The sequence below is a fragment of the Seonamhaeicola sediminis genome, from assembly GCF_004358095.2.
GTDB lineage: Bacteria > Bacteroidota > Bacteroidia > Flavobacteriales > Flavobacteriaceae > Seonamhaeicola > Seonamhaeicola sediminis.
Genome location: NZ_SMZJ02000004.1, coordinates 344,327 through 365,727, shown reverse-complemented (window position 1 = coordinate 365,727; position 21,401 = coordinate 344,327). Strand labels below are relative to the sequence as shown.

Below are 21,401 nucleotides of genomic sequence, written 5' to 3'. Positions count from 1 at the left end.
ATTAAATGTTTTTTGTTCTTAATCGTAGTGCGTTACCTATTACCGAAACCGAACTAAAACTCATTGCTAAAGCTGCTATCATTGGCGAGAGCAATATTCCAAAGAATGGAAACAACACACCTGCTGCAATAGGCACACCTAAAGTGTTATAAATAAGTGCAAAAAATAGGTTCTGCTTAATGTTCTTCATTACAGCATTACTTAAATTTTTTGCTTTTACAATACCGTGTAAATCGCCTTTTACGAGTGTTATCATAGCACTTTCTATCGCTACATCTGTTCCCGTACCCATTGCAATACCTACATCACTTTTTGCCAATGCTGGTGCATCATTAATGCCATCACCTGCCATAGCAACTACTTTTCCATTTTTTTGTAGTTTCTCTACTTCTTTGAGTTTGTCTTCTGGTAGCATACTGGCTTTAAAATCTGCAAGATTTAGTTCTGATGCTACTGCTTGTGCTGTATTGTGATTATCACCTGTTAGCATTATTACATCTATCCCTTTATCTTGAAGTGCTTTAATGGCTTTAGCACTTGTTTCTTTTATTTTATCGCCTATAACTACATATCCAACTACGGTTTCATCTATTGACAAATAAGAAACTGTTTTACCCTGTTCTTGGTAAGATTTAGCTTCGTCTTTCATTTTAGAAGTAATATCCGCTTTAGCATATTCCATCATTTTAGGATTACCTAATGCTACATTTTTTCCATCAATTTTAGCTTCAACACCTTTTCCTGTAACAGCACTAAAATCTTCGGACTTTAAAATTTCTGCGTTGTGTTCTTTGCCATATTTAACTGTCGCTTCTGCCAAAGGATGTTCGCTATTTGTATTTAATGACACGATGTATTGTAACACTTCTTTTTCGCTTAAAGCATCATTAAAAGCTCCAACGGTTTCAACTGTTGGTTTTCCTTCGGTAATTGTTCCTGTCTTGTCAACGATAAGCGTATTTACCTTATCCATTTTTTCAAGAGCTTCAGCATTTTTAATCAATACACCATTTTGAGCACCTTTACCCACACCAACCATTACAGACATTGGTGTTGCTAAACCTAAAGCACAAGGACAAGCAATGATTAGTACTGCAATTGCATTGACAAACGCATACACATAAACTGGTTCTGGTCCCCAAATAGACCATACAATAAATGTGATAATAGAAATAAGAACTACAACTGGCACAAAATAGCCTGAAACTTTATCTGCTAAATTTTGAATAGGTGCACGACTTCTACTGGCATCATTAACCATATGAATGATTTGTGATAATAAAGTGTCACTTCCTACCTTTTCTGCTTTCATTAAAAAGGATTGATTCCCATTAATGGTTCCGCTACTTACTTTATCTTCTTGAGATTTGTTTACAGGAATAGGTTCGCCTGTAATCATAGATTCATCAATAGTTGTTTCGCCTTCAGTTATCACACCATCCACAGGAATTTTATCTCCTGGTTTCACTTTTAGAATATCATTAAGTTCTATCTCGTCAATACTGACTTCAACTTCTTCACCATCTACTATTTTTATGGCTTTATTAGGTGCTAATTTCAACAGTTCTTTTACTGCCGAATTGGTTTTACTATGTGCACGAGCTTCTAACAATTGACCTAAAAGCACTAACGTTAAAATCACAGTTGCTGCTTCAAAATAGACGTGAACTGCACCTGATTCTGTTTTAAATTGACTTGGAAATACGTCTGGAAAGAACATACCAAAAACACTAAACGACCACGCCACACCTGCACCAATCCCAATAAGTGTAAACATATTGAGATTCCAAGTCTTAATGCTTTTATAGGCACGTTCAAAGAACATCCAAGTGGCATAAAACACTACTGGAATTGATAATGCAAACTGAATCCAGTTCCAATATTTCTGTTCCATTATATCGTACAACGGATTGTTATTGAGCATTTCGCTCATAGCCATTAAGAAAATGGGCAAGGTAAATGCTGTGGCAATCCAAAATTTCTTTAATAGCTTTTTATACGTTTTTTCTTCTGCTGAACTATCTGCTTCCATTGGCACTAAATCCATCCCACAAATAGGACACGAACCTGCTTCTTCTTTTACAATTTCTGGATGCATCGGACACGTCCATTGTTCCTTTGAAGTTGCTGATAGATTTTGTTCTTCCACCAAATCCATTCCGCAAACAGGACAATCACCTGGTTTGTTATAGATTTTATCGCCTTCGCAATGCATAGGACAATAAAATGTGCCTGTACCTTTAGGTTGCTTTTCCTTTTTAGCTTCTGAATGCTGATGGTGTTCACCTTGTTTATGAATGCTATATGTACCACCATCCTTTTTTAAGGCTTCTTGAAATGTTTCTATGGGAATATGTGATTCCATTTCTATGTTAGCTTCTGCCTTATCTAAATCGACTGTTGCTTTTGAAACACCTCCTACTTTAGAGAGCGTTTCCTCAACGTGACTGCGACAACCGTTGCAGGTCATTCCGTGTATGTGATATGTGTGTGTCATTGTTTTACTGAATTAAATAATTAATGATTGTACTTTGCACATAGTAGGTCTTCACAGATTCTATTTGGTTCATTTGAAACTTTAGCTGCAACTCTTGAATATCCAAAACATCATTAAAATCAATCGTTCCTGTTTCATAGCTTTTGATTAAAATGTCTTCTGCATCTTTGGCTTGCTGTAGGTTTTTGGTTTGGGTAGCATAACTTATTCTTGCAGAAATGCGTTCGTTATTCGCTTTGTCTAAAAGCGTTTCCAATGCATTTAAACGTTCCTGTTTTTGAGCAGTAATTTCCTGCTGTTGCAAATCATTTTGTTTGGTTTGGGATTTATATTTCTTATTAAAAATTGGGATAGATACCGAAACCATTGGCATAACAATATCCTTTCCGTTATCACTAAAATCCATATTGGGTCTTTCAGAAACATTGATATAATCTAACCCAAAACCTATCATAGGACTGCTTTCTTTTTGGTTCAACAATTCTGATTGTTCTATGGATTGATAAAGTTTATCATATTTAAGTAATTCGGGATGTAATGCTATATTTTCAGTATTGATTTCAAAATCTTCTGAAGGTATAATTAAGCTATCTACCACGTAGACTGTAACATCATTTTCCCTATTCAATAGGTTATTGAATTTGGTCTGTTCTGCTAAAAATTGTTGGTGCAATACATCTTTAAGTTGTTGCAATTCGTTTTGACGCATTTGTAATCGTAATACATCTACTGCAGATGCTTTACCAACCTCAACCGATGTTAATGCTAATGTTTCATAGGTTTCCAATAATTTAATGTTTTCGGTTAGCACCTCTTGTTTTGCTTTGTTAGCATATAGATTGTAATAGGATTGTGATACAGAAGCCACTAACTTTCGCTTTGCAATAACAATATCTTCGTATTTTGCATCAGCTAATGAACTCACATAATTTTCTCGTGAAGTAATCGTACCAAACCACGGTAACATTTGTTTTGCTGACACCTTAAAGCGTTGCGCACCTGTTCGGGTTTCTGGCTCACTTATAAAATAACCGACACCAAATTCGGTATTAGGAATGGTGTTGACCTCTTTTACCTTTTCTGAAGCTCTTTTGTACTGCAATTCAAATTTTTGAATTTCAGGATTGTTATCTAATGCTTCATTAATGAGCACATCTAATTGTTGCGCATTTCCTTTGAGAACAAAGATTAAAAAACAAAGAAAAATGACTGACTTTATGTGTGATTTTATATGTTTCATTATACTGTTCTTTTAAGTTTAACTTCTGATTTCCAACTATATAAAACAGGGACTACAAATAGTGTTATTAAAGCGATTAACATTCCACCAAAACTTGGTATTGCCATAGGTATCATAATATCACTACCTCTTCCTGTAGATGTTAATACTGGTAATAATGCCAATATGGTAGTAGCAGTTGTCATTAAACAAGGTCTAATACGTTTTTCTCCTGCTTCTACTACTGATGCTCTGATTTCTTTTTTATTTTCTGGTGTATTTCTATCAAATGTTTGTGTTAAATAAGTTGCCATTACAACTCCATCATCGGTTGCGATACCAAATAGTGCAATAAACCCAACCCAAACCGCTACACTTAAATTAATGGGGTGCATTTGAAATAAATCGCGCAGATTTTCACCAAAGACATTGAAGTTTAAGAACCAATCTTGACCATAGAGCCAAATCATTAAGAAACCACCAGCAAAAGCAACTGCAATACCTGTAAACACCATTAATGATGTGCCTACCGAACGAAATTGGAAATACAGTATTAAAAAGATAATTGCCAATGCCAAAGGCACAACAACCGATAAGGTTTTTTCAGCTCTTAATTGGTTTTCATACGTTCCCGTAAATTGGTAATTAATACCTTTTGGGACTACCAATTCGCCATTATCTATCTTTTCTTGAATTAAGGTTTGTGCATTTTCTACCACATTGACTTCTGCAAAACCATCCATTTTATCAAATAACACATAGCCAACTAAAAAAGTGTCTTCACTTTTAATTACTTGTGGACCTTGTTCATATTTTATAGTCGCTAATTCACTTAAAGGAATAGGGCTTCCTTTTTCAACAGGCACATAGATTTGTTTTAAATCGGTTGGATTTGCTCTTAATTCTCTTGGGTAACGAACTCTAACACCATAACGCTCACGACCTTCTACTGTCTGTGTTAATACCATACCACCAACAGCCACTTTCAAAACATTTTGAACTTCCTCAATGGTTACGCCATAACGAGCAATTTTCTCTCTATCAATATCAATTAACAAATAGGGTTTACCTACAATACGGTCTGCAAAAACAGCTTCATCTTTTACACCTTCAGCTTGTTTTAAAATATCTTCTAATCGCATTCCAAACGCTTCAATCTGCTTTAAATCTTGCCCTTTTATTTTAATACCCATTGGTGCTCGCATTCCTGTTTGCAACATTACCAATCGGGTTTCAATAGGTTGTAGCTTTGGTGCAGACGTTACGCCTGGTAATTTGGTCACTTTTACAATTTCGTTCCAAATATCATCTGGTGATTGTATTTCAGGTCTCCAATTTCGATAGAACTCTCCATTATTGTCTGGAATGAGTTGAGACCTTTCGACTGTGCTCAAGGTGACATTTTCTGTATTATTTGGATTTGCGATAAATCGACCATCTTTTAATTCAAACAAGCCATCATTATTCACTTTGTAGCGTTGACGTTCTCGGTTTTCATTCAGCATATATTCTGACTTATACTGAATAACATTTTCATACATTGATAGTGGTGCTGGGTCTAATGCAGATTCTGTACGACCTGCTTTTCCAACTACAGTTTCGATTTCAGGAATACTGGCAACTGCCATATCTAACTGCTGTAAAACACGTTTATTTTCTTCTACACCAGAATGTGGCATAGAAGTAGGCATCAATAAAAAAGAACCTTCATTTAACGATGGCATAAATTCTTTGCCTGTGTTTTTCATAATGAAAAAACCAGCAATGACAATTGCAGTTGGAATTGAAAGAAATAGTAATTTATTATCTAAACACCATCTTAAAATTCGAGTATAATACCTGATAAACAATGAGAAAACACCCAATAAGCCAAAGCAAATGACACCAACAAAGATGAGGTTCCAGAAGATACTTTTATCAACTCCTAAAGGTCTCCAATATTCCGCTAATAGGAACACTATTGCTGATGTACATATTATGATATTAATTAAGTTGGATTGTTTTTCTGTTATTTTATTTTGAGTACTTAACAATGCTGTGATACCAAAAGCTATCAATATTAATCCTAACCAATAACCATAGATTATTGCTATTATCCCTAATACTATTAAAACGCCATTTAAAGCATATTTAAAATGCGTTTTTATGCTTTTCTTTCTGAATAAAAACGCTGCAAAAGGTGGAATTAAAAACAATGCTACAATTATTGAAGCTGTTAATGCAAAGGTTTTTGTGAATGCTAATGGTCTGAACAATTTACCTTCAGCGCCAATCATTGTAAATACAGGAATGAAACTTATAATTGTAGTCATTACTGCGGTTACGATTGCACCAGAAACTTCGGCTGTTGCGTTGTAAACTACTGTATTAATGGATTGTGTTCCATCATCTTCATCTAAATGCCGAATTATATTTTCTGATAATATAACACCAACATCGACCATTGTACCAATAGCAATAGCAATACCTGACAAGGCGACTATATTGGCATCGACACCAAATAGCTTCATCGCTATAAATACCATTAATACTGCTACTGGTAATAGTCCAGAAATTAGTACTGAAGCTCGAAGATTAAACACCATAATAATAATGACAAGAATGGTAATTAAGATTTCTAAAGTCAATGCTTCATTTAGAGTCCCTAAAGTTTCTTGTATCAGTTCTGTTCTGTCATAAAATGGGACTATTGTTACTTGGGAAGTTCTACCATCCGCCAATACTTTTGAAGGTAATCCTGCACTTAATTCATTAATTTTTTCCTTTACGTTATTAATGACTTCCATTGGGTTTGCTCCATAACGAGCCACCACAACAGCACCAACAACTTCAGCACCTTCCTTATCTAATAATCCACGTCTTGTTGCAGGACCTAATGAAACTTTACCTATATCCTTTATTCTAATTGAAGTATAATCTTCTGAAGTGACTACTGCATTTTCAATGTCTGAAATGGATTTAACATAACCCAAACCACGAACTAAATATTCTGCTTGGTTAATTTCCAAGGTTTGTGCGCCAATATCCTTATTACTTTCTTTTACAGCTTTAACAATATGATGTAACCCAATGTTATATTGACGCATTAGTTCTGGGTTTACATCCACTTGGTACTCTTGAACATAACCACCAATTGATGCAACTTCAGAAACACCGCTTGCAGAGGACAAGGCATATTTAACATAGTAATCTTGAATACTACGTAATTCGTGTAAATCCCAACCACCTGTTACATTACCGTTCTCATCACGACCTTCAAGTGTGTACCAAAATATTTGTCCTAATCCTGTGGCATCTGGACCTAACGCTGGATTAACACCTTCGGGTAATAAACCACTTGGTAAGGAATTAAGTTTTTCGAGAATACGACTTCTGCTCCAGTAAAATTCTATATCCTCTTCAAAAATGATATAGATGCTTGAAAACCCAAACATAGAGGAACTACGAATGGTTTTCACTCCAGGAATACCCAATAATGATGTGGTTAATGGATAGGTTATTTGGTCTTCTATATCTTGTGGGGAACGACCATCCCACTTGGTAAATACGATTTGTTGATTTTCACCTATATCGGGAATAGCATCTACTGCTACAGGGTTACTTGGCAAAAATCCTGTATCCCAATTAAAAGGTGCATTAACAGTTCCCCATCCAATAAAAAGGACAAGTAGTAAAACTGCAACGAGTTTGTTTTCTATTAAAAATTTGATGCTTTTATTTAGCATATGATTGATTTTAAACAATTAGACAATAGTGTTGTAAAAACACCGAATACAGTAAATTATCCTTACGACATTGCAGTCATAGGATAAAAGAGTCTATTGTTTAAAAATCAAATTAAGTATGTCTCGTCAATCTTGTAGAGTTGCCTTATGACGAGTGGTGGTTTGTATTCTTCGTAGGTAGATACATTACTGTCTAAACCTTCAAAAAGGTTAATGTAAGTATAAACAAATGAAGCGATGAATACTTGTTGCTCAAACGTGATTTTGTCAACTTGCAATTGTAATTCGTCTTGACCTTCAATTGCTAATTGTTTATCATCACAACAATTTTTCTTGGTAATAGAACATTCTTCGGTTGAAGGCTTTTCCATTTCCATTCCGCAACCTTTGGCTTTTTGAAAGATAGCAGATTCTACTAAAGTATCTCCACAATAATGCATATTCACAGTAAATGACATTGTAGAGAATAACACTACAAAAGTCATTGCTAAAGACATTATTTTATGGAAAATCTGCTTCATATTGATTGCGAAGTTACGAAATTTTAACAACTATTGATTTTGTTTAACAGAAGTTTAATTGATTAATCTGCTTAATCCCATTTCATTTTCTGCAATCGAACTGCATTTAAAATTGCTAATAATGCTACTCCTACATCTGCAAAAACAGCTTCCCACATTGTGGCTAAACCACCTGCTCCTAATATCAAGACAATAACTTTAACTCCAAACGCTAAAATGATATTCTGCCAAACTACTTTGCGTGTAGAACGACTAATTTTAATGGCTCTCACTACTTTTGATGGTTGGTCTGTTTGAATAATGACATCTGCTGTTTCAATAGCTACATCACTACCTAAACCACCCATCGCAATACCAACGTTACTTAATGCTAAAACAGGTGCATCGTTAATACCATCACCTATAAAAGCTACTTTATTTTCAGGATTCTTCTTTAAAGATTCAACTTCGTTTAATTTATCTTCTGGAAGTAAACCACCTTTAGCATTTTCGATATTCAACTCTTTAGCGACTTGTTGCGTGATGGAATCTTTATCACCGGAAAGCATCATAATATTTTTAATGCCTACTTTGTGTAATGCTGTAATAGTTTCTTTTGCATCTTCCTTTAATTCATCTGCTATGACTACATAACCTGCAAATTGATTATCGATTGCAACTAATACTATCGATTCTACAATAGATTCCGTTTCAGATGGAACATTTATATTATTCGCAGTCATTAAGGCTTGGTTACCTACTAAAACAGTTTTACCGTTTACTATACCTTTTAAACCTTTACCTGCAATTTCAGAAACGTCTTGTGCTTCAAAATCTTCTCCTTCAGCTTTGTACTCTAAAATGGCTTTAGCAATTGGATGCGTGGATTGTTCTTCCATAGCCATTAAATACTTCATAAAATCAGATTCATCCCAACCAATAGTTTTTATTTCTTTGATTTTAAATACACCTTTGGTAACGGTTCCTGTTTTGTCCATTACCAATGTATTTATCTTGGTCATAGCGTCTAAAAATGAAGCCCCTTTAAATAAAATACCATTCTTTGAAGCTACACCTAAACCACCGAAATAACCTAATGGTATTGAAATCACTAACGCACAAGGACAAGAAATCACCAAGAATATTAATGCTCTGTATAACCAATCTCTAAAAGCATAATCATCTACAAAAAAGTAAGGTATAAAAATAACACCAATAGCCAAGAATACTACAATTGGCGTGTAGATACGAGCAAACTGTCTAATGAATAATTCTGTTTTAGATTTACGTGCAGTAGCATTTTGAACCAATTCTAATATTCTGGCAATAGAACTATCTTCAAACTTATTAGTTACCTCAACTTCAATAACGCTTTCTAAATTGATACTACCTGCGTAAACCTTTGCTTCTTTCTGAATGGAATCTGGTTTGCTCTCGCCTGTTAACGCTGCGGTGTTTAGAGATGCTTTTTCGGATAATAAAATCCCATCTAACGGTATTTTCTCACCTACTCGAATTTGTATTTTTTCACCAATATTTACAGCTTCTGGCGACACACTAACATAATCACCATCACGAAATACATTGGCTTCTTTTGGTCGAACATCTAATAAGGCTTTAATATTTCCTTTTGCTCTATTAACTGCTGCGTTTTGAAATAATTCTCCTACTGCATAAAATAGCATTACTGCCACACCTTCAGGATATTCACCAATGATAAACGCACCAATGGTGGCAATAGACATTAAAAAGAACTCGGTAAAAACATCGCCTTTTATAAGACTTTTCCAACCTTCTTTAATTACAGGAAATCCAACTGGAATATATGCTAAAGTGTACCAAACTACTCGAATCCATCCTTGAAATTGAGGAATCGCATCAAAATAATCTACAGCGATACCTACCATTAACATAACAAAACTTATGATAGCAGGAATGTATGTTTTGAATGCACTTCCATTACCGTGATTATGACCATCATCGTGAGAATGTTGTGCTTCTGAATTTGGTTTTAAATCTTTTAAATTGATTTTCTTTTTTTTCATCAAGTTAGTTTTAACAACAACTTTTGTTTTGTTGAATTGGTGGACAAGGAACTGTACCATAAGAACAATACACACAACAATCTCCTTTGTTTGGTTTTAAAACTGTTTTACATTTCTCACATTCATAAAAGAATTGACAGGCATTTGTTGGCATATCTTCTTCCTTTTTATGACCACAGGTTGGGCAAGTGATTTCAGATTTTAATATAGTTTGCATCAATTTTAATTTTTATCAGTTACTTTATAACCTGTAGAATTAATTGCTTTCTCAATTTCTAATTCATTAGTTTTAGTTTGGTCATACTCAATGATTGCGTTACCATTCTTGTATGATGTTTTTGAGTTCACAATTCCGTTAAGTTTATTTACTTCGTGGTTTACGTGAGCTTCACAACTGGGACAAGTCATTCCACTTATTTTATACTCTGTTGTTTTGATATTTGATTTATCAACGACAACAATTTGTTTCTCTGAATTTGGATAAAACATACTTGAGTAGTATGGAAATGCCAACATCACTATTGCGAATACTGTTACAACTCCTAAAAAGGTTTTTGACTGAATAAATTTTGGTTTTTTATCCGTTTCACATTCACAGTCGATTTCTTTTTCTGGTTTTAATTTTTGATACCAAGCAAAGAGAAGAACTAATATAGTTAGCCCTATTAAGTAAGGTCTAAATGGTTCTATCCAAGAAAAAGTTGAAGCTACACCACTTGTTCCTGCAATTAATGCCAAAACTGGTGTGATGCAACACAATGAAGCTGTGATTGCTGTTAGGATACTTGTAACCGCTAATTTATTTTTCATTCTATATCTAATACTTTTTCAATGTCATTTGGAATAGGCATACGTTTTAATGGTGGTACGTTTGCGCCACCTGTATTACCAAGAGGAACGTGATTTATAAATGATTTCCAACCACCAACAAGCAATCTAATAATTTGACCGAATACTTCTTTAGTATCTTTTTGTCTAAATCCAAACTTTAGCATTAGCCAATGTGAATAGGTATGTTCTATAGGATAAGACTGTCCTATTATATGACTGCGTTCTAAATGAAACCAAGCATTACCAAACCGCTTATTTTCTAAACAGAAACTGTATTGTTTTAATTCTTCGATATAAGCCTGTTTGATATGTTTAGGTATTTTAGTATTAAACTTCATATCCACTAATTTTGGATAAAAGTAATTTAATAGTAAGTGCAATGGAAGTGCATTTGTTATCCACTACACTTATCACATATACCTTTTACAACCAAGTTTACATTTTCCGAAACAAAGCCATCAGGTACTTTAATTTGTGGTATTTTATGTTCTGTTAGGCAAATGGTTTCATTGCAATTATTACAATGGAAATGTAAATGCAAATCGTTTTTTATATCACAATTACATCCCTCTTCGCATAACGCATATTTCGTAATTCCTGTACCATCGTCTATTTGATGAACAATGACTTTCTCTTCAAAGGTTTTAATAGTCCTGTAAAGTGTTGTTCTATCTGCTTTTTCAAATGCGTTTTCAATATCACTCAATGTTACTGCAACCTCCTTCTCAACTAGGAACTTATAAATTAACATACGCATTGCAGTAACTCGTATGTTTTTTGATTCTAATACTTGTTCTATTGTTTCCATAATTAATCGTCGTCTTCGTTACCAAATGGTTTAATAATAAGTCCTACACTAAATATAAAACCATCTGTAGGCGCATATATTTCTGGGAAAACAGGATTTTCGTGCGGTGGTAAAACCAAAGGTGAAAACCTGCTTTGTCTTCTATCTGTAAAGTTTTCGAAATTTACAAATACACTTCCCAATTTAAAGTTACGCATCACCATTAAACCCATAGTTACAAAGTCTGTAGTTTCTGTACCATTAGACAAGAACTGTTTCCCTGTATAATAAGTTTCATAACCTATGCGCCATTTTTTAGATTCGTACATTATAACACTACCTGCATTATGTTTTGCTGTTAAGGGTTTTTGAGGATTGCCTTCTAAATAATTTAGCCTTGTATCAATAAATGCATAATTTAAAAACCATCTAAAATCCTTATATGTAAATTTGATGTTCGTTTCTGAACCTTTGCTGAATATTTTATCTGAAGCATTTTCAAATTGAAAAAATCCGTTATCTGTTGAATTTAAAAGCAGTCCATCATTAATAGCAGTCACATAGAATAATTGGTTTATGGAAAAACCAATCTCATCCGATAATCGTGTTTGATAATTCAAATCAAAATTAACACCATAAGAACGTTCTGCATCTACTGTAGATTTATCTATAGCAAGCACATTTTCAAAATTGATATACTCTGCTTCTTCTGTAAAAATATCTGGAATCTTATACCCTAAACCTCCACCAATTCTACTTGAAAATCCACTATTGTTTTTATAAAGTAATGAAATTCTTGGAAGTGGAAAGAAACCGAAATCCGTATTATAATCTGCTCTTAATCCTGTTTCTAATATCCAATTATCTGATATGTCAAAGATATTATTTGCAAATGCACCAAAGGTTACATCTTTTTGGTCTCGCTGTAATGGTGCGTTATCATTTTCATCGAAATTTGAGGTATATAGATTAGCTCCAACTATCCAATCCGTATTTTCTGATGCTGTATTATAAGATATTTCAGTAAACGTATTTGTTTGTTTGCCATCAAAATTGAAATCCGGAACAGTTAAGTTCCTATCGAAAAAAGAGACACTATTTTTAAACTCTAATGAACTAACGGAATCTAATTGTGTTTGATATACAAATTGACTGCTTAATCGTTTTGAGTTGTTTTCTTCTGTATATTGATGAATACCATCCGCACCACTTTCAATTTTGGTAATATCTCCACCAATTCTATCATCATACGTTCCGTTTAACCCAAACCAGAGCATTGTTTTATCTGATGGATAATAAAACAGTTTAGGATTAAAAGAAATTGATGTTGTTTTTGGCAGGTTGCTAAAGCCATCATCTTCTGGGTCGTATGCTTTTTGATAATGACCAGAACCATAAAGTGATACACCGAATTTTTCATTTCTTTTACTATAAAATACATTGGCTGTACTTCCTAATGCTTGTGTTTGTGTAAGCATTATATCTAAAGCAGGTTCAAAGTCTGGTGTTTTAGATACCATATTTACCAATCCTGCAATAGCACCACCACCATAAAGGGTTGATGAACTTCCTTTTATAATTTCAAATTGTTGTAAGTCTAAAGGTGGTATTTGTAGAATACTTAATCCACTTGAGAAACCACCATATAAGGGAAACCCATCTCTTAAAAGTTGTGTGTATCTACCATCTAATCCTTGAATACGAATGTTGGTGCTCCCACTACTTAATGATGTTTGTTGCATTTGTATTCCTGTACTTTCACGAAGCACCATAGAAATATTAGTAGGGTTCATTATTGCTTTTTCTGCTAATTCCTCTGCACCGATAAACTCGATACGTGTTGGTATTTTTCGTACTGTTCTTGTGCTTCTTGTAGATTGCAATACTACAGCATCTAATTGATTACCGCCCTCTTTTAGTTTAAACATTAATTCTGTATTACTTGGAATTTGAATTGTTGTCTCAAATGTTTCAAAACCTAAAAAGGAAATTATTATTTGATGCTGACCGTCTGGTATTTCTGTAAATTCTGCAATACCATCAAAATTGGTGACTGCTCCTTTTTCTAATGCTTCAAAGTAAACAGTAGCGCCCATTAAAGGTTCGTTATCTGCCTCTGTTATGACTTTAATTTGTATGTCTGATGTTTGTGCCTTTAACGATAGGCAAAGTATTAATATGAGCTTTAGGCTCAATAGGTATTTATTCATTGAATTATAATTGTAATTAACTAAATAATTGATTTAAAATCGAAACGTTTTAGCTTATTACTTGTGGCGGTTGCCAAATATTGGAAAGGAAGTTAAACCTATAAATAGGTTGATATGTAGAAATTAACTCCGATGAGATTTCAATATTGAGTTTTAAATCAAATGTCTTGATTGGTTCGTAAGTAATGGACATACCACAACAATTGCAGATACACGTAATAGGACAAGAATCGTCACTATCTTCTTGGTGGTTGTGATTAACACTTATCTCGTCTTGGTGTTGGTCTTCTTTATTTTGACCATCAGAACAAGGCTTTGCTGAAAGCAATAGTATTATTAAGGATAATATGATTGTTATAAATTTCACAGTTACAAAGATAAAAATTTAATGATGCAATGGTTGTGCAAATTAATTACAAAAACCATAACGCATCTTTAGCATCATCTGGAACGCCATTATTAAATCGTGGTGCTATTTGAGCTACCATCTCTGGATATTTTATAGTGATTGGTACATTTTGTTGGCGTAAGGATTTCCAATACAATCTGCTAAATTGATATACCTGTGTTAATAACTCTAAAACCACGTCTGCATCTTCAAAAGCATCTTCATCTGGACTGCTTACCTTAATTTTTATTGGAAACGGATAACCATCTGTATCTGCATATCGCTGTGAATTAGGATAACGTGCATTATTAAACAGTAGGAATTGATTTTCGCTAATACGTATGTATGTGCCACTTACAGGCATTAACTTTTTACCCCAATTGAGGTCGTAAGCAATAATATCTTCTGCTTCTGTTTTATTGATATTTAAAATGTAAAGAGGAATTTTCAACCCTAATGTATGCATCCCTCTTATAATAGGTTTTAGTTCCTCGTAGCTCATTTCCTTATAAAAGTGAATGACTACTTTATCTGCTTCAGCAACCGATGTAAAATCTCTAATGGCTTTACATATACTTCCTGCCAATAGGTCTGTTTCGCTTTGGTCAAAATATTCGAACTTTCTAAATAAACCATTGTTTTGAAAACTAAAGGCACTTGCTATATACCGTCTGTTTTCGCCTTGATTGGTAAAAGCACCAACACCAATTACTAATTCTTTTTTATCGGTTACTGCGAGTTTCCAAGGTGCACCACCTAATTTAGCGTGAATAGCTAATGCCATATTTTGTAATGTGAATTGGAAGTTGTATTGATTCTCGATATTGACCACCATTTTTTCATAATCCACAACCTGCGTAACAATGCCTTCATTTAAAAACAATTCTTTGATTTGAATATAGATGTCTCGGTCTTCGGGATTTGGTGTGAATTTATCGAAAGGACTTAAATAGAACGCTGCATAACGTACATTATCGTGGTCGAAGGTTAAGCTCTCTAACTTTTCAACTATTTCTGGAATTGGGTCGCTTTCATTGGTAAACTCAATAAAATGTTCTTTAGACGTTGAAGCCTTAATGTTTACATAAGCCTCAATCCCTTTAAAATACTTTTTATCCGCAGTAACGCCAGTTTTAAGGTTATTGTAAAAGGTTTTAATTGCTTCTTTATGAGACGTATGGTACACAAAGAAAAACTTAATGTTTTGGTTGTTTGGTCTCTTATAAGGATTAAGATTATTCATTGCCAATTTAGGCACTAAATGGGTTTTCTTGTTACCGTATTGGTCTTTACCAAATTCTAATAATCCTACTTGTGGGTCAATGTGATTGATACGATTAAGTGGCACATCAATAAATGCATAAGTCTTAAAAGGAAATATGGCTTTAAAATCTTCTGTAAACAGATAGTTGGTTGCAAAATTATTAATAAGTGCTACGTACTTTTGGTATTTATTAATTGGTCTTACAGGTTCCTCAATAGGTATGTTTAATGCTCGTGCTAATGGCAAATTAAAAATAGGGAATGCTTGGTCAAACTGAATGGCATTGTGAAATTCTTGTTTTTCCTCTGTATCGAGGTCCATTTGGTAATTAAACGTTTTTTGACCGTATACACAACGTTTTATTAGCTCTGAATCCTCTATATCCTTAACCGAAGTTGTAAGGACTTTTGATGTGCCATCATACGATACAATAAGCTCTGGTAAGTCGGTTAATTTTGCAAATTGTATTTTAAATGAGAATTTATAGTAGAGGTTATAGTCTGCTGTATTCCCTTTTTTTGATGGCATCCACACTTGTACATCGCCAACAAAGTTTTTTACTACTATATAGTCTTTAGATTTAAAATAGTTTCTTAATTGATGTTTAAGGAATTGCTTGTAAATTCTTAATTCTCTACCATCTACTAAATTTAGCTTAATGCTTGGTGCATCTGGTATTTCTGTTGTAAATGTTGTAAATATTTGGTCTTTGTTAGATAAGTCTGCATCTGGAAACACCTCTTTAATCTGCCTTGAAAATTTAGATTTATGTATGGGATGGCTACCTTCTATATCCTCTGAAGTTAAATAAATGGTAGGCGCACTATTAGGCCATTTAAAGTTAAGTATGTTGGTTTTGAGGTGTTCTTGCATTGGTATTCGTATTTAAATTATTGCCATAAAGGTTCTTTTTGCCAATTAGGTTTCATTCCCAATGCATTAGGGTCTACATTAGGATATTTAACAAATAGGTCATTTAAACGGGTTGTAAATTGGTTGTTAGGTTGTATGGTATTTAATAGATATTTCATTAAACACATATGTACATACAGCTTACTAAACTCGTGCTGTTTTGGTACATTATCTATATCTGTAATCCAAGGATTAGGTGGTTTTGGCAACAGCTTTACCGTACCTGGAAGATTACGATTCCATAGACGTGAGTGATGCGCACAAAAGTTGCGTATTTGTGCAATAGATTGTAACCAACTTGGTAAATAGGTATGGTTAACTGCACCAAATTCTTGGGCAATACTATCTTTGGATTTTAAATTGTTATTTAAATTTCTATACATTTTTGATAAATTACCAATACTTGTATGTTCGACGGTTTTCCAAGCAGGTGGTAGTTTTTTATTGGTATATTTTTTAAAATGCTTTTTAAGTGTAACATCCTTTCTTTGAGAACGCTTAACTTCTTTTTGAATAGATTCTAATGACTCTTTGAAATATTGATAATTTATGAAACACTTTTTGTTCTGAAACCACCAAGGGTCAATTTCGTGTGAAAGATTATAAATGAGTTTGGTTCTTAAACTAATTTCTATTTTTTCAATGACATCAAATAACAATAGGCGTAATTCTGCATCAAAATTATATAAGGCTACGACATCTGTAAATCTACTATTGGGCTTAAAAATGTGTTGCTCCTTATCTGCTTGCATTACGTACCAATACTCCCCAAGACGATAGTAACTTATATTAGCCAAGTATTTTTCTGCCAATGGCACATTAGAGATTTGCAAACCTCTTTTTTGTAATTGAGCAATCTGTTGTTGTATGGTAATTGGCTTTTTGCTAAACATTGAAGGTTGTATTATTGTTTAACAAAAGGAAGGTATATAAAGCAAAAGACACACCCTGGGACGCTGTTCTAATGGGTAGCGTGGTGTGTACTGTTACGGCAAAAGTACAAACTTTATACCATATTTTACTACTTTTTACCATATTTTTTGTTTTTACTATCTGTTTATGAGATTGCTTCGTTGCTCTCGCAATGACCTTTCGACTACGCTCAAGGCAGACTTTTATTTGAATTGCTCTGTAATTTTTAATCCTTTTTCAATAACTAAACTTATATCATTACTATTATTGGTTTGTGCATTTAATGAGCTTAAAATTTTTAAACTCTCTTCCGTTTTATAGTCAATGGATTGTTTAAAAAACACTTCAATAGCTTGTTCTATTCTGCTTTTTAAAGTTTTAAGTTCCTTTTGTGGATTACCCTTTTCTTCTGCCCTTGTAAGCGCATAGTATTCACCTTTTGAAGGTCTTTTAATTCTTTTATCCTAATTATATGCTCTATTTAGGAATGCTTCCAAACGCATTGCTTTCATTTCTTCTGTTGCCATAACTTAACTGTTTTCTATAATGTCTCGTTCTTCTTGTGTAAGACCATAGAGGTCGTACACCATAGTATCTATTGTTTTTTCTGTTTGGGTGATTTGGGTTTGTAACTCTTGGGCTTTTTTCTTGTTATCCTCGAAGAGTTCTAACCACTCAAACTCGTCTTTTTTAGTAAGCGGTGTACCACCTGCTTTTTTAATGGCTTTGTTGAGTTCTTTTATAAAGTCTGCAAAGTCTAACTCGTGCCAGTTATCGAGTTTGCGGGTTACAACTAATTCATTGTATTGGTGCAATAAATAGGTTGTAAACTTTGATATAATATTATCATACGTACTGTATAGTTCAATTATTTTTAAAGATTTTTCTTTGAGGCTTGTTGTTTCGTACTTTTCTGGAATAGGAATAGTATTCAGAATAGTTGATGAATATGAGTAATAACCTCCTTGTTTTAATGGGGATGTTGAATGCAAGTAAAATTCAACCAATTTAGAATTTAAAAGGGCTAACAATGCCAATAGGTTATCCTCATAATTAGTTGTTGAATTTAGAGTAATTGAAAAAACCCTTGCTCCACTGTAACCAGATTTGTTATAATCAATACCAAATTTATTATTCTTGGTTTCTCCTGGGTAAACAATTTTAGTCTTATTAAACATATCAATTGTGCCAAATCTTGTTAGCTTATACCAATCTTTAGCACCTTTAAGAGTTTTCCGAGAATCCTTTCTTTCTTCTAATGTTTTTTTGTGAGCATTTAAATAAGCATAGGCGTTTGGAAAATTATTCATTAGTTCTTCTTCAGAAAACAATATGGTATCACCATCTAAATTTTTATAAGGATAAATAATTCTTTTGAGGGCTTCAACCTTTTTATATCTACCACAATTTTCAGCTCTTAATAAAGGCAATAAAATTCCATCTTCGATACTGTGTAATGCTAAATCATTCGCGTCAACTATAAATACTGAATCATTACCTGAAACAATTCCATAATTACAATTACCTATATTTTTTAGATTAGGATAAAGTTTTATTTTTTCGATAATTTCAGTTTCTCTTGAATCTTTTAAAGTCCAACTATCATCAGTCAAATTCTTTATTTGAATGTTTATAGCTTCCCCAAAATCTAATTCTTGTGCTTTTTGTAAAGATTCAACATTAAATAAATTAAAGTTTGTCGGTTTGTTGTTCCGCAATGTAAAAATGCTGACGTAGGTCAAAGCACCTTCAAAAACAGGTAAATCAGCAAAATCTATTAACCTCTCAATTTTAAATTCTTTCAACAATAATTTTCTACAGTTTCTACCATATTCTGTTGTTAAAAATTGATTAGATGTTATGAATGACACCAATCCGTTTTCTCTCAAAATCGCACTTGCGAGTTCAAAAAACATAAGAGAAATATCTATCCTTTTGTGTGCAACTTTTTTATTCTTTTTAAACCAATCAATTTGAGTATGTTCAAGGAATTGTACTCTTACATAAGGTGGATTCCCAATAATGACATCAAAACCACCTTTATCAAATATTTGTGGAAATTCTTGATGCCAATTAAAGGCTTTATCTCCTGCTACAGTTTTGCTATCAATTAATGAGTTGCCACATTTAATGTTGCTGCTTAAATCGTTGAGTTTTCGGCGTGGTTGTGCGGTACGCAACCATAGGGATAGTTTGGCAATTTCTACAGATTCTTCATTGAGGTCTACGCCATAAATATTGTTTTCTAAAATGGTGTTTTCTATATCACTTAATATAAGGCCACCACCTAATACTTTTGCTTTTAGCTCATCGATGTAACGGTGTTCTTTAATAAGAAAATCTAACGCTTGGTTTAAAAATGCTCCAGAGCCACAAGCAGGGTCGCAAATGGTTATTTGCAGTAACCACGCTCTGTAATTATCTAAAACCTCTAATAGTTGTTTTTTGGTGTTTTGGTGTGTCCCTTTTTTTATCTCGAAATAGGCTTCTTCCTTAAAACCTAATTGGTCTTTTTTCTCTTGGCAAAGTTTACCAACGGTATTTTCTACAATGTATTTGGTAATGTATTTTGGTGTGTAGAACACGCCATCTTTTTTACGCTTACTCTTTTGCTTATCGAACTCGCCACCTTCAATTTCAGCATTAACGCTTTCTATTTCGTTAAGTGAGTTTTCAAAAATGTGACCTAAAATATTAACATCTACTTGACTGCTAAAATCGTATTTAGCGAGTTTGTAGGTGTGTTTGTAAAGTAAGTCATCATCAATCTCTAAACTATCGAGAATGGCATCCGGTTTAAACAATCCGCCATTGTAGGCATAGATTTCTGCTCTTGAGGTTGTGCCTTTTCTACCTTCATCTAAAAAATGAAAGTATTGTTTAAAGAGGTTGTATAATGGGCGTTCATCACCAAAATCGATGTCGGCTTTCCACTTATCTAATATCTGTATTGTTGAGTTTGGTGGTAATAAGTCTCTATCTTCCGCAAAGAAAATGAACAGGAAACGGTCTATGAGTTTCTGTGATTTTTTGAATAGGGATAGTTTTACGTTTTTTTCGAGTGCTTTTAGTTCGGTGCTATCGTCTCCATTATGAGATTGCCGCGCTTCGCTCGCAATGACATTTTGTTTTAGGCGTTTGGCATTTCGTTTTACGAGGTCTCTAAAGAGTTCGCGTTTAAATACGGAATAGTCGTTGTAAAACTGTTTGGTAATCTTGTCTTCCTCAACTAAAGACGCTTCTTTAATGGTTAATGGTAGATTGTTGAGAATGTTATCCTTTTGTAAGCACAGGTGCATTAAAGCAAATTCTTCGGGCGCTAACTGAAAGAGATTAAACTCTAAAAACTCGGTAGCATCATTGATGTAAAACCGCAACTTCTCAAAGTTGGATGTGATGACATACACACAACCCTTTTGGTTGGCTTTATAGTCGAATGCCTGTTTACGGATGCTTTCTAAATCTTTGGTGTTGGTTCCCTTTAGCTCAATAACTCCAATAGCTTTGGTTTCCTTTAAAATAGCTCCATCTGCTTTTCCTGCTCCTTTTTGGTTTTTAAACTCGGTAGTAATATTAAAATTAGGCTTTGGATTTAGCGTATAACCCAAGACATTGACAAACAGCTCGTCCAGAAACTTTGCCTGGTATTGCTCTTCTTTAGAGTTTTTAATATTCTCTTGAATGGTAGCATTATGAAAATACTTGGTATATTTTTTATAGGCACGTTCTACTACTGAATTATCTTGTTGCGCCAGATATGTTTTTAATACTGATGTTTGAAATAATGCCATTTAAAGCTACTTTTTTTGGTTGGTTAAGTTCTTAATTTCTTCTTCTACTTTTTTGAGGATTTCCGTACTGTTGGATTCATCTTTAAGCATATTGACAATTTTATCAGCCATCCAAAACTTTAGTAAATCACTTTCACTTTTGTTTAATGCCTTTGCTAAATCTTCCACCTGTTCCTTTCGGGCCATACGTGTACCACGTTCAATTTTACTTAATAAGGCGGTATCAATGTTCATTTGAGAGGCAACCTCACGCAGTAATAGTTGCTTTTCTTCCCTTAACTTCCTTATATAATTACCAAATGTCATTTTAGAGATATTTT

The 21,401-nt window shown here is 33.7% G+C and carries 15 protein-coding genes; all 15 read right to left on the bottom strand.

The features are described 5' to 3' along the window. Position 1: 1 nt before the first annotated feature. Positions 2-2,497: a heavy metal translocating P-type ATPase gene (locus tag E1J38_RS07960; protein ID WP_133355510.1), complete on the bottom strand. Its 2,496-nt coding sequence runs from the start codon at positions 2,495-2,497 to the stop codon at positions 2-4. 4 nt (positions 2,498-2,501) lie between these two features. Then, positions 2,502-3,737 carry a TolC family protein gene (locus tag E1J38_RS07955; RefSeq protein WP_133355509.1) on the bottom strand — a complete coding sequence of 412 codons (1,236 nt, stop codon included), beginning with the start codon at positions 3,735-3,737 and terminating at the stop codon, positions 2,502-2,504. Further along, entirely contained in the window at positions 3,737-7,441 is a 3,705-nt protein-coding gene (locus E1J38_RS07950) for an efflux RND transporter permease subunit (protein ID WP_133355508.1), read from the bottom strand. Before E1J38_RS07950 ends, E1J38_RS07955 begins: the two co-directional genes overlap by 1 nt. Positions 7,442-7,548: 107 nt before the next feature. Next, entirely contained in the window at positions 7,549-7,962 is a 414-nt protein-coding gene (locus tag E1J38_RS07945) for an HYC_CC_PP family protein (RefSeq protein WP_036122971.1), read from the bottom strand. 71 nt (positions 7,963-8,033) lie between these two features. Further along, entirely contained in the window at positions 8,034-9,986 is a 1,953-nt protein-coding gene (locus tag E1J38_RS07940; protein ID WP_133355507.1) for a heavy metal translocating P-type ATPase, read from the bottom strand. A gap of 10 nt (positions 9,987-9,996) precedes the next feature. Beyond that, positions 9,997-10,203, bottom strand: a complete 207-nt coding sequence (locus E1J38_RS07935) for a GDCCVxC domain-containing (seleno)protein (protein WP_120201171.1) — start codon at positions 10,201-10,203, stop codon at positions 9,997-9,999. 5 nt (positions 10,204-10,208) lie between these two features. Beyond that, complete coding sequence (merTP, locus tag E1J38_RS07930; RefSeq protein ID WP_133355506.1) at positions 10,209-10,796, bottom strand: mercuric transport protein MerTP; 588 nt, start codon at positions 10,794-10,796, stop codon at positions 10,209-10,211. After that, the gene (locus E1J38_RS07925) at positions 10,793-11,155 is read right to left on the bottom strand and encodes a DUF3703 domain-containing protein (protein WP_120201175.1); all 363 of its coding nucleotides are present in this window, start codon (positions 11,153-11,155) and stop codon (positions 10,793-10,795) included. The genes merTP and E1J38_RS07925 overlap by 4 nt, the downstream gene beginning before the upstream one ends. Positions 11,156-11,211: 56 nt before the next feature. Beyond that, the gene (locus tag E1J38_RS07920; protein WP_133355505.1) at positions 11,212-11,625 is read right to left on the bottom strand and encodes a Fur family transcriptional regulator; all 414 of its coding nucleotides are present in this window, start codon (positions 11,623-11,625) and stop codon (positions 11,212-11,214) included. Between the two features lie 2 nt (positions 11,626-11,627). Continuing rightward, the gene (locus tag E1J38_RS07915; RefSeq protein WP_133355504.1) at positions 11,628-13,814 is read right to left on the bottom strand and encodes a TonB-dependent receptor; all 2,187 of its coding nucleotides are present in this window, start codon (positions 13,812-13,814) and stop codon (positions 11,628-11,630) included. Between the two features lie 49 nt (positions 13,815-13,863). Beyond that, on the bottom strand, positions 13,864-14,181 hold the full coding sequence (locus E1J38_RS07910) for a DUF6660 family protein (RefSeq protein ID WP_133355503.1): 318 nt from the start codon (positions 14,179-14,181) through the stop codon (positions 13,864-13,866). Positions 14,182-14,227: 46 nt separating this feature from the next. Beyond that, positions 14,228-16,339 carry a Piwi domain-containing protein gene (locus E1J38_RS07905; protein ID WP_133355502.1) on the bottom strand — a complete coding sequence of 704 codons (2,112 nt, stop codon included), beginning with the start codon at positions 16,337-16,339 and terminating at the stop codon, positions 14,228-14,230. Positions 16,340-16,356: 17 nt separating this feature from the next. After that, the gene (locus E1J38_RS07900; RefSeq protein WP_133355501.1) at positions 16,357-17,271 is read right to left on the bottom strand and encodes an Abi family protein; all 915 of its coding nucleotides are present in this window, start codon (positions 17,269-17,271) and stop codon (positions 16,357-16,359) included. Positions 17,272-17,820: 549 nt separating this feature from the next. Next, the gene (locus E1J38_RS07895) at positions 17,821-21,081 is read right to left on the bottom strand and encodes an Eco57I restriction-modification methylase domain-containing protein (RefSeq protein ID WP_133355500.1); all 3,261 of its coding nucleotides are present in this window, start codon (positions 21,079-21,081) and stop codon (positions 17,821-17,823) included. Positions 21,082-21,087: 6 nt separating this feature from the next. Then, positions 21,088-21,387, bottom strand: a complete 300-nt coding sequence (locus E1J38_RS07890) for a helix-turn-helix domain-containing protein (RefSeq protein ID WP_133355499.1) — start codon at positions 21,385-21,387, stop codon at positions 21,088-21,090. Between the last annotated feature and the right edge of the window lie 14 nt (positions 21,388-21,401).